A 14519-nucleotide genomic window follows, 5' to 3' on the forward strand; every position below is an offset into this window, starting at 1 on the left:
GGCCGTACCCTTGTCCTCATGGCGCAGGAACAGACCATGAAGCCCGAGACGGCTGCGAAGAAGCTCGGCATCTTGCTGACGGCGGCTCCGGAGTCCTTCCAGAGCGCTCCCCTCACGCGGACCGCCTTCGACGAGCTCCGCACCGAACCCCCGACCTGGCTCGAGGACCTCCGACGCGACGGCCCGCACCCGCGACCCGTCGTGGCGCAGAAGCTCGGCATCTCCATCTCCGGCCTGAGCCGTGCGGGGATCGACGACGCCCTGACGACGGCGGACATCAAGACGCTGCTCGAGCAGAAGCCCGAGTGGCTCGTCCGTGAGCGTGCGACGCAGGCCGCCGTGCACGCCGAGAACGCCCGTGTGAAGCAGGAGCGCGCCGCCAAGGCCGCTGCCCGCGCCGAGGACTGACCCCACCCCGCACCACTCCGCCGCACCGAGGACGCCCCACGTGCACGAGACCGTCGCCGACGCCATGCTCGTCGTGCCGCAGTTCGCGTCGGTGTGCTGCATCGTCGGTGACCGCTACCGACCGCGCCCGGGCGTGATCGTGCCGGCGGGCGTGATGCTCGTCGCGATGCTCATGCCCGTCGTCGACGCCGGAGCGGTGTGGACCCTGTTCGCCGCGACCCTCCTGCTCCTGCTCGCGCCGTTGCCCGTGATGCGTCGCCGCCGCGCCGACGGTCGCCGCGCGGAGCCGATGGACGTCCACCGCGCGCTCTCCGCCGTCGTGATGGCGGGGATGCTGCTCATGGGCCACGCCTCGGGCGTCGCCGGCGACCACGCGGGGCACGGCATCGCACTGTCCGCGGTGCTCGGGGCCGGCGTGATCGGCTACTGCGCGTTCAGCGGCTGGCTGCTCCGGTACGAGTGGGGCCGCGAGGACCGGCGGGCCGTCCGCAGCGGCGAGGTCTTCGCGATGACCGTCGCCGTGGTCGGCATGACCATGGCGATGTAGCGGAGCGCGCGCTGGCGGTCGCGGCCCCGCAGCCGGTCCGTCGGGTCTGTCAGTCGCGTGCGGCGCTGTCCGTCGGGGCGTCCGCCGCGTGCGTCACCCGCTGCTTCGCCGCCTGGATCGTGTCCTTCGGCACCGGCGGCACACCCCGCCGGATCCCGCGCAGGCCGACGACGAACAGGATCGCGGTCACGATCGCGAACACGACGAAGGTGATCCCGGTCGCCGCCCACAGCGGCAGCGCCAGGGTGAGCAGCGCCACCGCGAAGCCGGCCAGCGCGACCAGGGTCGTCAGGGCGAACCCGACGGCCACCCCGGTGAGCACCAGCCCGGTCTTCGCACCGCTCGCACGCTCGCCGATCTCGCGCCGCGCCGAGGCGACCTCCTCGCGCACGGCGCGCAGCACCGGCTCGAGGGCCTTCTGCACGAGTCCGGCGGTCACGGTGTCGCGGAACGACGGCCGTCCGGGAGCGGTCGTGTCGTCGTGGTCGGTGCTGCTCATGGGGTCTCCTGTCCGGGCGCGGCGGTCCGCGTCCCCTGACAGGACGCGACCGGTCCGATGATCGTCACGCTGGCTCGCGTGCGCCCGGTGCGTTCCCAGGTTGCGCAACGGACGGGAGGCCCGCCCCGCGTCGTCGACGCTGGACGGGCCTCCCGGGTGGTCGGGCCCACGGCCCTACTCGGCGACCTCCTCGAGGTCGTCGATCCCACGGGCGGCGGCCGCTGCGCGGCGGGCACGCATCGACGGCGCGGCGACGGCGGCGAGCACGGCCACGACCGCCACACCGGTGCACGCCCAAAAGCCGATGGTGAAGGCGTCGTCGGTGGGCAGTCCCTGCGGCGTGCTGTGCGAGGTGATCAGCGCGGCGATGACTGCGGTGCCGACGCTCGAGCCGATGGTCCGGACGACCGTGTTGGCGCTGATGGCCTCACCGGTCTGGTTCGCGGGGACGCTCTCGATGATCGCGTTCGAGCAGGCGGCCAGGGCCATGCCGATGCCGATGCCGGTCAGGACGCCGGAGGCCACCACCTGCCACAGCTCGGCGTGTGCGATCGCCGGCAGCACGAACGCGGCGACGATGGCGAACCCGCCGATGAGCATCGGTGGCTTCGGGCCGACCTTGCGCACCAGGATGCCCGCGATGGGCCCGGCGACGACCATCATCACGACGGTCGGCAGCAGGAAGAGACCGGCCTGGGTGACGTCCTTGCCGAAGCCGTAGCCGAGCGCCGTCGGGAGCTGCAGCAGCGTCGGCACGAGGACGAAGGTGCCGAACATCGCGAACCCGAAGACGAGTGCGACGACGTGGGCGGTCCAGACGCCGCGGACCGCGAAGAGCCGGACGTCGATGAGCGGCTCGGCGACCCGGAGCTCGACCAGGACGAACACGACCAGTGCGACGGCGCCGAGGGCCAGCAGGCCGATGGTCTTGCCGTCGCCCCAGCCCCAGGTCTCGCCCTCGCTGACGGCGAGCAGGATGGCGACGAGCGACACCGCGAGGACGAACGTGCCGGCCGTGTCCAGGCGACAGGGCTTCCGCACCGGGGACTCCGGCATGCCGAAGACCGCGCCGAGCAGGGCGATGACGACGAGCACGGCGGGGAGCCAGAACAGCCAGTGCCAGGACAGGTGCTCGACGATGGGCCCGGCCGCGACGATGCCGACACCGGCGCCGATGCCGAAGATCGCCGACAGCAGACCGATCGTGACGCTGACCTTCTCCTTCGGCAGCTCGTCACGGACGATGCCGATCGACAGCGGCATCACGGCTCCGGCGGCACCCTGCAGCGCGCGCCCGACGATCAGCACGCCGAGGTTCGGGGCGAGGGCGGCGAGCACGGCGCCGACGAGCAGGATCGACAGCACGACGATGAGGACCTTGCGCTTGCCGATCATGTCGCCGAGGCGACCGAGGATCGGCGTGAGCACCGAGGCGGAGAGCAGGTACGCGGTGAGCACCCAGCTCGTCGCACTGGTGGAGGCGCCGAGGTCCTGCCCGATGGTCGAGAGCGCCGGGGCGACCAGCGACTGCAGGACCGCGAAGGACAGGCCGCCGAGGGACAGGTAGACGATGATCGCCGTGCTGTTCGGACGGCGTCCGTCGGTGGTGGGGTGCGAGCCGGTCCGTGGGCTCTGCATGGTGTCGGTCATCGTGCTCCGTGTCGTCGTGGTCGTCGATGTAAACAATTGCTGACATGACGAGCGTACGCGTTCGAGAGGGCATGTCAACGCTTGCTTACATCCCTGTGAGGACCGGTAGGCTGCGCTCCATGAGCAAGGACGCCGCGGCCACCCGACTCCTGCTCGTGCAGGCCGCCCGGCGTCGGTTCGCCTTCGACGGGTACCGCGCGACGACCGTCCGCGACATCGCCGGGGACGCCGGGGTGAACGTCGCCCTGATCAACCGGTACTTCGGTTCGAAGGAGGGGCTCTTCCGCGCCTGCCTCGACCGCGTCGTGCGCGACCTCGGAGCCGAGGAGACGAGCCAGCAGGGCCTCGAACGAGCGCTGACGGGCATCATCACGCACATCGTGCGCGCCCCGACCGACGACGACTCCCTGCAGCTGATGCTCCTGCTCCGGTCCTCCGGCGACGACGGCGCCGATGCCATCCGCCGTGAGACGCTGCGCCGGTACGCCGAACGGCTCGCGGGCACGGTCGGCGGCGCCGGGTCCGAGGAACTGCTCGTCCGTGCCGAGATCGCGCTGGCGGTGGTGCTCGGGATGTCGATGCTCCGGCAGTCCACCGCGGTGGAACCACTGGCTTCCGCCGACGACGCCGTGGTGTCGGCCGCGCTCGAGGACGCCCTCCGCGCCCTGCTCGCGCCGTCGCGGTAGCGTCGAGCCGTGTCCGACCGTCCCGCACGTCGCCCCGACCCCGCTCCGCGCCTCGACGAGGTCGACGAGCGCATCCTCTGGACCCTGTCGGCCGATGCCCGGATCCCGAACAACCGGCTCGCGGCCGCCGTCGGGATAGCACCGTCGACCTGCCTGGCACGGGTCCGCGCGCTCGAGGACGCCGGGGTCATCCGCGGCTACCGGGCCGAGGTGGACGTCGCCCGGCTCGGGTTCTCGATCGAGGCGATGGTGTCCGTCCGGGTGCACGCCGCGGCCCGCCACGAACTGCGGGACTTCGCCAAGCGCCTGCTGCGGGTGCCCGTCGTGCAGGACGTGTCGTTCCTGGCGGGGGACAAGGACTTCCTCGTGCACATCGCGTGCGAGTCGACCGAGCAGCTCCGCGACTTCGTCGCCGACGAACTCAGCGGCGACCCCTCGGTGGCGACGACGCAGACGAACATCGTGTTCGAACGCCTCGTCGCCGACCGGGCCACCCAGGGCCGCTCCTTCGACGAGCTCCGGCGCTGGCGGGCCTGACGCGCGAAAGCCCTGATCAGCGCGGTCAGAACAGCGCCGTCGGGTCAGCGCTTCCGGGTCATCGGGATGTGCGGGATGCGGTCCTCCAGGTACTCGTCGCCCGAGCGCACGAATCCGAATCGGCCGTACCACTGCTCCAGGTGCGACTGGGCGCCGAGGGCGATGCTCGGCGAGCGCGACTCGGCGATCGCAGCCTCCATGAGCTGCGCGCCGAGGCCCTGGCCGCGGGCGTGCTTCGCGGTGGCGACCCGGCCGATGCGCTCGGTGCCGTCGGGCTCGCGGAGCAGGCGGAGCGTCGCGTCCACCGAACCGTTGCCGGCCCAGAACTGCACCGTGCCCGGCTCGAGGTCACGGCCGTCGATGTCGCCGTACGCGGCCTCCTGCTCGACGACGAAGACGTCCTGGCGGAGCCGCAGGATCTCGTGCAGCGTGACGATGTCCAGGTTGCGGGTCGGAGCGTTGAAGATCGAGACCACGGACGGCCCTTCCTGAGAATTTCTTCCGAAACAGGGTGTGTTCCGGACCGGATCGGCGTACATTGCCGGTCAACCACTCTACGTGCGCAGCCGAGATCAGGAGGTGAGCGCATGGACCACCCGTTGCGCGCACCCTGGCGCGCCGCACTCCGCATCGTCCTGCTGGGCGTCGGGACCCTCGCCGCCCTCGTGCTGCTGTCCCTGCTCCTCGGCGCGCGACCGGCCTCCGCCGCGACGACCTCCGCCGCACCGACCGAGCAGCGCGGACTCGTCGGCAGCGTCGTCGACGGCGTCGGCGGCACCGTCCAGGGCGTGACCGGTGAGGTCGGCAAGGTCGTCGGCGGCGTGACGGATCCTGTCCGCAAAGCCGTGGCACCCGCACCTGCTCCGGCCCCCGCGCCCGCTCCGGCCCCCGCGCCCGCACCGGCTCCGGTGCCCGCAGCGCCCGCACTCGCAGCTCCCGCACCCGTAGCCCCCGCTCCAGCTCCCGCAGCCCCCGCGCCGTCGAGCCCCGCTCCGGTCGCGACCACACCGGCTGCCCAGCCGACCACGACCGCCCCTGCGGCCCACCCGGCCACGCGCCCGGTGCGACAGGTCGTCGACCAGGTGAGCAGCGCCTCCAGGCCGGCCACCGACACCGTCGCGAACGTCCTGCGCCCCGTCACCGGCACCGTGGAACGCGTCACCGACGCGCGCCCGGTGATCACTGTCGTCGACACCGTCGACGACGTGGTCGGCAGCGTCCCGGTGGTCGGCACGGTCCTCGGCGACGACACCCTCGGCACCGTCACCGGCCCGGTCACGGGCCTGGTCGACGACACGCTTGGCTCGGTCGGCACGACCGTGGGCACCGTCCCCGACGTGGTCGAGGGCGTCGTCCCGTCCGTCGGCGGCACCCTGCCAGGAGGCACGGCCCCCGTCGTCGACGTCCCCGCGCTCCCGGTGGGCGGCGGTTCGAACCCGTCCGCCGGGCCCGTCCCGTCGGTGCCGGTCGCGAACGCACCCGTCCGGCCCGGAACCGTCGCCCCGCAGGGCGCCACGGTGCCCGCCGCACCCGCACCCGCACCCGTCGTCGCCGCCGATGCCGTGGGCGACCGCGCAGCCGGACTCCGCCCGTCGGAGCCCGTCGACGTAGCCGCCACGACGGCAACGGTCGGCCCGGTCGTCTCGGCCGTCGATGTGCAGGACGCGACCCTCGGCGGACACGCGCTGCTCGTCCCCGCGGACGGCGAGGGCCACGGGCTCCCGTTCGACGGAGCCGACGCCGGCGTGCTCGGTGGCAGTGCCTCCTCGACCTCCGGCGGCGCAGCAGCCGTCGGCATCGTCGGCTCGACCGACGACATCGTCTCCCTCGCCGTGGGGTCTCGCGGCACGCTCTCCGACGACGCGGTCCCCGCATCGGTCGTCGGCGAGCACGACGTCGCCCCTGACTGAGATCGGTGCGCCTGTCCGCCACGGCAGGCACGCACACATCCCGGCTGCGTCCGCGGTCGGTGACGATCTCGATCAGGGAGTACGACCATGAACAAGTACGTCTCCAGAGGGCTCTGGTTCGCCCTCTTCGTCGGCGGGCTCACGCTCGGCGGCACGGCTGCGGCGAACGCGGCCACGACATCCGGTGCCGACGGCACCGTCTCGGGCACCCAGGTGGCCCCCGCCGTGGACGCCCCGGTGTCCCTCGGCGGCAACGCGATCGCCGTGCTCGGCGACGCGGTGTCGACGGCGACGGGGTCCACGCCCGCCGCTCCGGCCCCGGCCCCGGCGCCTGCTCCGGCCACGACCGCTCCTGCCCCGAGCACCTCGGGCCAGGACGGCACGCTCTCGGGCACCCAGGTGGTGCCGGACGTCGCGGCACCGGTGACGGTCGGCGGCAACGCCGTTGCCGTCGCCGGTGACGCGGTCTCGGCCGCCGCACCCGCACCCGCGGCTGCTCCGGCTCCGGCGCCTGCTGCCCCCGCTCCGGCTCCTGCCGCTCCTGCCGCTTCCGCTCCGAGCACCTCGGGCGAGGACGGCACGGCTTCCGGCACCCAGGTCGCCCCGGCCGTGACCGTCCCCGTGACGGTCTCCGGCAACGGGATCGGAGTCCTCGGCGACGGCACCTCGACGTCGACCGCCCCGGCGGCGGCGACCCCGGTGGCGGCTGCCGAAGCCCCGTCGGCGCCCACCACCTCGGGCACCGACGGACTGCTCTCCGGCACCCAGGTGACCGGTCTGGTCGACGTCCCGGTGACGATCGGTGGCAACGGAATCGGTGTCCTCGGTGACGGAACCGCGACGGGCACGGCGCCCGCCGCGGGCACGGGTACCGGAACTGCTCCGGCGGCCGGTGGTTCGACCTCGGGTTCGGACGGCACGGCTTCGGGTACGCAGGTGTCCCCGGTCGTCGAGGTCCCGGTGACGATCGGTGGCAACGGCATCGGTGTCCTCGGTGATGGGACCGCGACGGGCACGGCGCCCGCTGCTGGCTCGGGCACGGGTACCGGGACCGCTCCGGCGACCGGTGGTACCACCTCGGGTTCGGACGGAACGGCTTCGGGTACGCAGGTGTCCCCGGTCGTCGACGTCCCGGTGACGATCGGTGGCAACGGCATCGGCGTCCTCGGTGACGGCACGAGCACCGGCGGCACGACGGCTCCGGCCACCGGCACGACGACCCCGACGACCGGCGGTTCGACCTCCGGCGACGGCGGCCTGCTCTCCGGCACCCAGGTCACCCCGGTGATCAGCCTGCCGATCACGATCGGCGGCAACGGGATCGGCATCGTCGGTGACGGCACCAGCACCACCCCCGGCACCGGCACGAACCCCGGGACCGACCCGGGCACGGACCCGGGCACGGACCCCGGCACCGACCCTGGCACGGACCCCGGCACCGACCCGGGCACCGACCCCGGTACGGACCCCGGTACCGACCCGGGCACCGTCCCCACCGACGGGACGGGCACCGACACCGGCACCACGCCCGGCACGGCGACCATCCCGGTGGGCGTGGTCGGCGTCGTCGAGCCGACCCGGGCCTCCACTGCGGGTGTGGTGACCACCACGACCGCTGCCACCAGCGGGGTCCGCACCAGCGCCGGGACCGTCGCGGCAGCCGCCGCGGCCGGTGCCGGCCAGCCGGAGCTCGCCTACACGGGAGCCGGCTCGCCGGTCCTGCCCGCCGGGTTCGCGCTCCTGCTGCTCCTCGCCGGAGCGGGCACGCTCGTGCTCCGTCGCCGGCACTGACCGGCGGGTGATCGAGGGGCGTCACACCGTGGCGCCCCTCATCACCGTGCGCGGAGGGGCGTGCGCGTTCCACGACAGAACACCGGAGGATCGACGGATGTCCTGTCGGAACATGTCGGCGCATCGGATGCGTATGCATGTTCCGACGGACCGCTCGTCGATCGACTCGTGCATCGTCGCAGTGCGGACGCCGGACGCGGACGCCGGACGCGGACGCCGGACACCGCGGGTGCCACGTGCTGACCGCGCCCGGGGGAGACGCCCGGTTACGACGGCGCTGCCACCGTGGCGCGGCCGTCAGCGGCCTGGGGTATCGTTCCGACTACGCAAGCGCTCCGGGGTCGGTGTAATTCCGAGCCGGTGGTGACAGTCCACGAACTGATGACGGGTGCGAACCCGACAGAGGTTGACCCGGTGGGATTCCGGGACCGACGGTGAAAGTCCGGATGGGAGGCGCGCTGGGCGGACAGGACGACCCCACGACCCGTGGGGTGCGACCCGTCCGTCGATGCCGACGATCGTCGAACGCCCCCGGAGTCCCGTTGAGAGGACACCAGTGTTCACCGGCATCATCGAGGAACTCGGCACCGTCACCGCCGTCGAGCAGCAGGGCGACTCCGTCGCGCTCACCGTCCACGGCCCCGTTGTCGTGCAGGACGCCCGGCACGGCGACTCGATCGCGACGAGTGGTGTCTGCCTGACCGTCGTCGAGCAGACCCCCGAGACCTTCACCGCCTTCGTCATGAAGCAGACCCTCGACATGAGCGCCCACGGTGCACTCCGGGTGGGGGACCGCCTGAACCTCGAGCGCGCCGCCTCGGTGGGTGACCGCCTGGGCGGGCACATCGTGCAGGGCCACATCGACGGCACCGCCACGGTGCTCGAGACGGCCGACGGTGACGGCTGGCGACGCGTGCGGTTCTCGCTCGCGCCCGCACTCAGCCCGCTCGTGGTCGACAAGGGCTCGATCGCACTCGACGGCGTCTCGCTCACGGTCAGCGCGGTCTCACCCGAGGACACCGCGCCCGACGCGGCCTGGTTCGAGGTGAGCCTGATCCCCGAGACGCTCGAGGCGACGACGCTCGGGCTCCGCGTGCCGGGTGACCGGGTGAACGTCGAGACCGACGTCCTGGCACGGCACGTCCGCCGCATGCTGCGGCTCGACGCCGCGGCGCAGTCGCTCGAGACCGTCGGATCGGAGGCCCGGTGATGGTCGCCGAGGCCGGTGCCGTCCCGCAGGCACTCGGGTTGTCGAGCATCGAGGCCGCGATCGCGTCGATCGCCGCCGGGCGCCCGGTGATCGTCGTCGACGACGAGGACCGTGAGAACGAGGGTGACGTCATCCTGTCCGCCGAGCTCGCCTCGCCGGAGTGGATCGCGTGGACCGTCGCGCACTCGTCCGGGTTCATCTGCGCGCCGCTCAGCACCGAGATCGCCGACGCCCTCGACCTGCCGCCGATGGTGGCGCACAACGAGGACGTCCGCGGCACGGCCTACACGGTCACCGTCGACGCCGCCGTCGGCGTGACCACCGGCATCAGCGCCCACGACCGCGCCCGGACGCTGCGGGTCCTCGCCGACCCGACCTCGGTGCGCGACGACCTGCACCGACCCGGACACGTGGTGCCCCTGCGCGCACGACCGGGCGGGGTCCGGGAGCGCGCCGGGCACACCGAAGCAGCGATCGAGCTCGTCACAGCAGCCGGACTCCGGCCCGCTGCGGCGATCTGCGAGATCGTCGACGAGGACGGCAGCATGATGCGGCTGCCGGCGCTCGTCGGACTCGGGGCACGCGAGGGCGTGCCCGTCATCACCATCGCCGCGCTCGCCGAGTGGCTGGACGCGGCAGACCGGGCGGCGGCAGCGACCGCAGCGCCCACGGAAGGAACGACACGATGAGCGGAGCAGGCGCGGCGGACCGCGATCAGGTCGACGGCACCGGGATCCGGGTGGCCGTCATCGCCGGACAGTGGCACGACACCATCGCCGCGGGCCTGCTGGCCGGCGCACAGCGCGAGGTCGAGCGGCTCGGGGCGACGGCCGAGGTCATCCCCGTCCCCGGCAGCTTCGAGCTGCCCGTGGTCGCGAAGACCGCGCTCGAGGCCGGTTTCGACGCGGCGGTCGCGCTCGGCGTCATCATCCGCGGCGGCACCCCGCACTTCGAGTACGTCTCGGGTGCTGCGACGAGCGGCCTGACGCAGGTCGCGATCGACACCGGCAAGCCCGTCGGGTTCGGCGTGCTCACGCTGGACGACGAGCAGCAGGGACTCGACCGCGCCGGGCTGCCCGACTCCAAGGAGGACAAGGGCGCCGAGGCCGCACACGCGGCGATCAGCACCGCGGTGACGCTGCGGTCCCTGCGCCTCCCGGTCTGAGGCGCCGGACACGCCACACAGAACGGCCCCGCACCGGTGAGGTGCGGGGCCGTTCTGTGTGTGCTGATCAGTGCTTGCTGGTCAGCGGCGGTGCTTGCTGGCTAGCGCTTGCCGAACACGTGGATCGGCAGGAAGAAGGAGAGGCTCATCAGGAGCACGCCGGCCATGAAGACGAAGGCCTGGCCCGACTCGACCTGGAAGGCGAACCCGAACAGGTACATCGACACCAGCAGCAGCAGGATCGAGAAAACAGCGGCGATGACGCGGCCCACGGGATACCTCCGGGTGTCGACGAGTGGATCGTTCCCCAGTCTATCCCCAGCCGGGGGTGTGCCGGTTCACGCTCCGGGTCGCGTCGCGATCAGACGGTCGACGACGGTGAGCAGGGTCTCCATGTCGACGCTGCCCCGCTTCGGTCGCACCTCGCTCGCGGCACCGAGTGAGGCCTGGTGGTACAGCCCGTCGCCGAGGAGCTTGACGGCCTGCGCGGTCGGCTCGTCGCCGAGGGCGTCGACGAGGGTGGCGAGCCAGGCGTTCTCGGTGTCGTCGAGGGTGCGTCCGGCCTCTTCGTAACCGGCCTGCTGCAGGCGGCTCGCGGCGAGCAGGGCGAGGTCCAGCTCGCTGCCGACGAACAGGCAGTTGCGGACGAAGTAGCGCGCGGCACCGTCCTCGGCGTCCTGCATGCGCTCGACGTCGATCGCGGACAGGTCGGACAGGCGTTCGCAGAGCCCCTCGACCAGGGCGGCCTTGGAGCCGAAGTGGTAGAGCAGCCCGCCCTTCGAGACGCCGGCGCGCGCGGCGACGGCGTCGAGCGTGGCGGGACGCTCGCCTTCCTCGCACACGATGGCGACGAAGCTGTCGAGGACACGGTCGCGGGCACTGGCCATGCCGAGAGTCTAGGAGCAGTTCCGGGGGGCGCGGACGCCAGCTGACCCGTGGTCGCCGTGAACGCTCACGAATAGCCGCAGGACCATTGCCGATCGCTCTGGCGCCCGCTAGCGTCGAACCGACCGTGAAGGTTCACGAGACGACAAGGACCCGCATGTCAGCGCAGACGGCGAACACCGCCACCACCCCGACCTCGACCACCACCGACCGCCCCGGGTGGGCTGTCCTCGGCCCCGGCGGCATCGCCCGACGCTTCCTCTCGCAGCTGCCCGCCAGCGGGGGCGTCCTGGTCGCGGCCGGCAGTTCGTCCGCCGAGCGGGCGCAGGTCTTCGCCGACGAGGCCGCCGGGTACGGGTTCACGGACGTGACCGCCGGGACCTACGACGAGGTCCTCGCCGACCCGCGGGTGGACGCCGTCTACGTGTCGACCGTGCACACCGGTCACGCCCGGCTCGTGCTCGCCGCACTCGAGGCCGGCAAGGCCGTCCTGTGCGAGAAGCCCCTCGCCGTGAACCACGGCACCGCGATGGCACTCACCGACGCCGCGCGCCAGGCCGGCCTGCCGCTCGTCGAGGCGTTCATGTACCGCTTCCACCCGCAGACCGCGGCACTGCTCGACCTGATCCGCGACGGCGCGATCGGCGACGTGACCCACGTCGACGCCTCGTTCGCGTTCCGGACGGGCGAGCGCACCGGTCGCCTGTTCGACGTCGACACCGCCGGCGGCGGGATCCTCGACGTCGGCGGGTACCCGGTGACGATGGCCGCGGCGATCGTGCAGGCCGCCACCGGGGTTGCCGTCGCCGAACCGGTGGACCTCACCGCCACGGGCACGCTCGGGCCGACCGGGGTCGACGAGTGGACGGTCGCGCAGCTCACCTACCGGGGCGGGATCACGGCGACGGTCCGGACCGGCGTCTTCGTGCAGGACGACAACGCCGTGTCGGTGTCCGGCTCGCGCGGTCGCATCGTGCTCACCGACCCGTGGACCCTGGGCGACGATCCCACCATCGAGATCCACACCGTCGACGAACCCCCTCGCTCGCTGTCGTTCGCGGGTGAGCACCCCTACGCCCGAGAAGCCGACGCCACCACCGACGCCCTGCGTGCCGGTGCGGTCGAGGCGGCGCAGATGACCATCGACGAGACCCTCGCCACCACCCGCACGCTCGACAGGTGGCGCGCGGCGATCGGCCTGCGCTACCCCTTCGAGGCCGAGACCGCCGACATCCCGACGGTGTCCGGCCGACCGCTCACCGTGCAGGACGGCAACCCGATGCGTTACGGCGAGGTGCCGGGCGTCGGCAAGCGGATGTCCCGCCTGGTGATGGGCGTCGACAACCAGCCCGACCTGGCACACGCCAGCGCGATCTTCGACCTGTTCGTCGAGCAGGGCGGCAACGTCTTCGACACCGGCTACATCTACGGCGGCGGTGTCCTCGAGGGCCGGCTCGGCAGGTGGATCCAGAACCGGGGGATCCGCGAGGACGTGGTCGTCATCACGAAGGGGGCCCACACCCCGCACTGTGACCCGGAGTCGATCACCCGGCAGCTGCTCGAGAGCCTCGAGCGCCAGGGCACCGACTACGCGGACATCTACATGATGCACCGCGACAACCCCGACATCCCGGTGGGGGAGTTCGTCGACGTGCTCGACGAACACCGCCGGGCCGGCCGCATCCGCGTCTACGGCGGCTCGAACTGGACCCCGGCACGGTTCGACGAGGCGAATGCCTACGCACGGGCCAACGGCAAGCACGGGTTCGAGGTGCTCAGCAACCACTTCGGTCTCGCCGAGGCGTACGACGTGCCGTGGGACGGCTGCGAACACGCGACCGATGCGGCATCGAAGGCCTGGCTCGAGGAACGCCAGGTCCCGCTGCTGCCGTGGTCGTCGCAGGCCCGCGGCTTCTTCACCGGCCGCGCGACGCCCGAGGACACCAGCGACGCCGAACTCGTCCGCTGCTACTACTCGGACGACAACTTCGAGCGGCTCCGGCGTGCGCGGGAACTCGGCACGCAGTTCGGCGTCCCCGCGACGGCGATCGCCCTGGCGTACGTGCTCAACCAGCCGTTCCCGACGTTCCCGCTCTTCGGACCCCGTACGATCGCGGAGGCCCGGTCGTCCATGACCGGCCTCTCCGTCGACCTCTCCCCGGAACAGGTGGCATGGCTGGACCTCCGCGCCTGACCCCGGGCGGCCGCGCGACGATCATCGACGTCGCCGCGGCCGCCGGGGTGTCCCGGCAGACCGTCACCCGCGCGATGAACGGCATGTCCGGCATCAGCGCGGCGACCAAGGACCGCGTGCTCCAGGCCGCGGCTGCGCTCGACTACCGTCCGTCACGGTTCGGCCGCGGGCTCGTCACGGGTGGCGACCACCAGCTCGGGCTCGTCGTCAACGACCTGCGGAACCCCTACGCACCGGCACTCGCCTCCGCGGTGCTCGGCCTGGCCGCCGCCCGCGGGTGGAACGTCATGCTCGCCGACGTCGGGCTCGCGAGCGACTCGGACCGGATGGTGGAGTCCCTCGGTGCCCAGACCGACGTCGTGATCGGCTACCTCGGGTCCCGTGCGCCGGAGTGGATCGAACGGCTCGGCTCGGTCCCGGTCGTCGAGCTCGACCCCTCGGGGCCGGTGACCCGCGCCGCGGTCCGGATCGACCCGACCGCCGCGATCGAGGACCTCGCCGACCACCTCGTCGACGTCGGGGTGAAGCACCCCGTCGTGCTCGACGCCGCCGCCGACGGCGCGCCGAGTCAGCGCGGGGAGCACATGGTCGCGGCACTCCGGCGTCGCGGGTACCTGCCCGACCTCGTCGTCGCGTCCGCGCCCACCGCAGAGGCCGGTGCCGAACGGACCGAACGGATCCTCGCCGAGCACCGCCGGGTCGATGCGGTCCTGGCGTTCAACGACGTGCTGGCGCTCGGCGTGCTGTCGGCCTGTCGTCGTGCCGGCGTCGACGTCCCCGCTGACGTCCGCGTGGTCGGCGTCGACGGCCTGCCGCTCGGGACGCTCGTCGCGCCGACGCTCACCACGCTGGCCGTCGACCTCGACGAGGTCGCCGGCCAGGCCCTCGACCTGGCGCTCGGCATGCTCGCGGGCGAGCTGCCGCGCTCGGGCGCGGCCGTCGAGCGCACGGTGCGACACCGGTTGCTGCTCCGCGAATCGGCGTAGGCCCGACGACGCGACCAGTGGACCGACGCAAGGCCCGTGGCGGGACCGGCA

The 14519-nt window shown here is 72.8% G+C and carries 16 protein-coding genes and 1 riboswitch; of the genes, 11 read left to right on the forward strand and 5 right to left on the reverse strand.

Going from position 1 to position 14519, the window contains the following annotated elements:
• Window positions 1–18: 18 nt before the first annotated feature.
• Window positions 19–408 carry a DUF5997 family protein gene (locus DEJ12_RS05860; RefSeq protein ID WP_017888549.1) on the forward strand — a complete coding sequence of 130 codons (390 nt, stop codon included), beginning with the start codon at window positions 19–21 and terminating at the stop codon, window positions 406–408.
• A gap of 40 nt (window positions 409–448) precedes the next feature.
• A complete protein-coding gene (locus DEJ12_RS05865; RefSeq protein WP_111029357.1) occupies window positions 449–955 on the forward strand; it encodes a hypothetical protein in 507 nt (168 codons plus the stop codon).
• 49 nt (window positions 956–1004) lie between these two features.
• Here DEJ12_RS05865 and DEJ12_RS05870 read toward each other — a convergent pair whose 3' ends face one another.
• On the reverse strand, window positions 1005–1454 hold the full coding sequence (locus tag DEJ12_RS05870) for a phage holin family protein (RefSeq protein ID WP_111029358.1): 450 nt from the start codon (window positions 1452–1454) through the stop codon (window positions 1005–1007).
• Between the two features lie 174 nt (window positions 1455–1628).
• Entirely contained in the window at window positions 1629–3104 is a 1476-nt protein-coding gene (locus DEJ12_RS05875) for an MFS transporter (protein WP_111029359.1), read from the reverse strand.
• A gap of 119 nt (window positions 3105–3223) precedes the next feature.
• Here DEJ12_RS05875 and DEJ12_RS05880 point away from each other — a divergent pair, with 119 nt between their 5' ends.
• Together DEJ12_RS05880 and DEJ12_RS05885 are read left to right on the forward strand one after the other, a co-directional pair.
• The gene (locus DEJ12_RS05880; RefSeq protein ID WP_071405114.1) at window positions 3224–3790 is read left to right on the forward strand and encodes a TetR/AcrR family transcriptional regulator; all 567 of its coding nucleotides are present in this window, start codon (window positions 3224–3226) and stop codon (window positions 3788–3790) included.
• A gap of 9 nt (window positions 3791–3799) precedes the next feature.
• A complete protein-coding gene (locus tag DEJ12_RS05885; RefSeq protein WP_027466312.1) occupies window positions 3800–4327 on the forward strand; it encodes an Lrp/AsnC family transcriptional regulator in 528 nt (175 codons plus the stop codon).
• A gap of 44 nt (window positions 4328–4371) precedes the next feature.
• On the opposite strand, the gene DEJ12_RS05890 is transcribed toward DEJ12_RS05885, so the two are convergent.
• Window positions 4372–4803, reverse strand: coding sequence for a GNAT family N-acetyltransferase (locus tag DEJ12_RS05890; RefSeq protein ID WP_027466313.1), 432 nt, complete (start codon window positions 4801–4803; stop codon window positions 4372–4374).
• Window positions 4804–4914: 111 nt separating this feature from the next.
• On the opposite strand from DEJ12_RS05890, the gene DEJ12_RS17950 reads away from it, so the two are divergent.
• From DEJ12_RS17950 to ribH, 5 genes are all read left to right on the forward strand, one after another.
• Window positions 4915–6237: a hypothetical protein gene (locus tag DEJ12_RS17950; protein ID WP_181433082.1), complete on the forward strand. Its 1323-nt coding sequence runs from the start codon at window positions 4915–4917 to the stop codon at window positions 6235–6237.
• A gap of 87 nt (window positions 6238–6324) precedes the next feature.
• Window positions 6325–8028: a hypothetical protein gene (locus DEJ12_RS17955; protein ID WP_111029360.1), complete on the forward strand. Its 1704-nt coding sequence runs from the start codon at window positions 6325–6327 to the stop codon at window positions 8026–8028.
• 327 nt (window positions 8029–8355) lie between these two features.
• A riboswitch (FMN riboswitch) is annotated at window positions 8356–8490 on the forward strand.
• A 94-nt stretch (window positions 8491–8584) separates the two neighbouring features.
• Complete coding sequence (locus DEJ12_RS05905) at window positions 8585–9238, forward strand: riboflavin synthase (RefSeq protein ID WP_071247477.1); 654 nt, start codon at window positions 8585–8587, stop codon at window positions 9236–9238.
• Entirely contained in the window at window positions 9238–9927 is a 690-nt protein-coding gene (gene ribB / locus DEJ12_RS05910) for a 3,4-dihydroxy-2-butanone-4-phosphate synthase (protein WP_111029361.1), read from the forward strand. The genes DEJ12_RS05905 and ribB overlap by 1 nt, the downstream gene beginning before the upstream one ends.
• A complete protein-coding gene (gene ribH / locus DEJ12_RS05915; protein ID WP_071406282.1) occupies window positions 9924–10403 on the forward strand; it encodes a 6,7-dimethyl-8-ribityllumazine synthase in 480 nt (159 codons plus the stop codon). Before ribB ends, ribH begins: the two co-directional genes overlap by 4 nt.
• 101 nt (window positions 10404–10504) lie before the next feature.
• Here ribH and DEJ12_RS17960 read toward each other — a convergent pair whose 3' ends face one another.
• Both DEJ12_RS17960 and DEJ12_RS05920 read right to left on the reverse strand, forming a co-directional pair.
• Window positions 10505–10675: a hypothetical protein gene (locus DEJ12_RS17960; RefSeq protein WP_017888559.1), complete on the reverse strand. Its 171-nt coding sequence runs from the start codon at window positions 10673–10675 to the stop codon at window positions 10505–10507.
• A gap of 66 nt (window positions 10676–10741) precedes the next feature.
• Window positions 10742–11290 carry a TetR/AcrR family transcriptional regulator gene (locus tag DEJ12_RS05920; RefSeq protein WP_071406283.1) on the reverse strand — a complete coding sequence of 183 codons (549 nt, stop codon included), beginning with the start codon at window positions 11288–11290 and terminating at the stop codon, window positions 10742–10744.
• Window positions 11291–11445: 155 nt separating this feature from the next.
• Here DEJ12_RS05920 and DEJ12_RS05925 point away from each other — a divergent pair, with 155 nt between their 5' ends.
• Complete coding sequence (locus tag DEJ12_RS05925; RefSeq protein ID WP_111029362.1) at window positions 11446–13482, forward strand: aldo/keto reductase; 2037 nt, start codon at window positions 11446–11448, stop codon at window positions 13480–13482.
• Window positions 13461–14468: a LacI family DNA-binding transcriptional regulator gene (locus DEJ12_RS05930; protein ID WP_111029363.1), complete on the forward strand. Its 1008-nt coding sequence runs from the start codon at window positions 13461–13463 to the stop codon at window positions 14466–14468. Before DEJ12_RS05925 ends, DEJ12_RS05930 begins: the two co-directional genes overlap by 22 nt.
• The last annotated feature ends 51 nt before the right edge of the window (window positions 14469–14519 follow it).

This window comes from Curtobacterium sp. MCLR17_059 (assembly GCF_003234665.1).
Classification (GTDB): Bacteria; Actinomycetota; Actinomycetes; order Actinomycetales; family Microbacteriaceae; genus Curtobacterium; species Curtobacterium flaccumfaciens.

Coding starts and splice junctions, on each gene's coding strand:
- DEJ12_RS05920 (WP_071406283.1), bottom strand. CDS start 11,290: ATGGCCAGTGCCCGCGACCGTGTCCTCGACAGCTTCGTCGCCATCGTG.
- DEJ12_RS05880 (WP_071405114.1), top strand. CDS start 3,224: ATGAGCAAGGACGCCGCGGCCACCCGACTCCTGCTCGTGCAGGCCGCC.
- DEJ12_RS17950 (WP_181433082.1), top strand. CDS start 4,915: ATGGACCACCCGTTGCGCGCACCCTGGCGCGCCGCACTCCGCATCGTC.
- DEJ12_RS17955 (WP_111029360.1), top strand. CDS start 6,325: ATGAACAAGTACGTCTCCAGAGGGCTCTGGTTCGCCCTCTTCGTCGGC.
- ribH (WP_071406282.1), top strand. CDS start 9,924: ATGAGCGGAGCAGGCGCGGCGGACCGCGATCAGGTCGACGGCACCGGG.
- DEJ12_RS05925 (WP_111029362.1), top strand. CDS start 11,446: ATGTCAGCGCAGACGGCGAACACCGCCACCACCCCGACCTCGACCACC.
- DEJ12_RS05860 (WP_017888549.1), top strand. CDS start 19: ATGGCGCAGGAACAGACCATGAAGCCCGAGACGGCTGCGAAGAAGCTC.
- ribB (WP_111029361.1), top strand. CDS start 9,238: ATGGTCGCCGAGGCCGGTGCCGTCCCGCAGGCACTCGGGTTGTCGAGC.
- DEJ12_RS05930 (WP_111029363.1), top strand. CDS start 13,461: ATGGCTGGACCTCCGCGCCTGACCCCGGGCGGCCGCGCGACGATCATC.
- DEJ12_RS05870 (WP_111029358.1), bottom strand. CDS start 1,454: ATGAGCAGCACCGACCACGACGACACGACCGCTCCCGGACGGCCGTCG.
- DEJ12_RS05875 (WP_111029359.1), bottom strand. CDS start 3,104: ATGACCGACACCATGCAGAGCCCACGGACCGGCTCGCACCCCACCACC.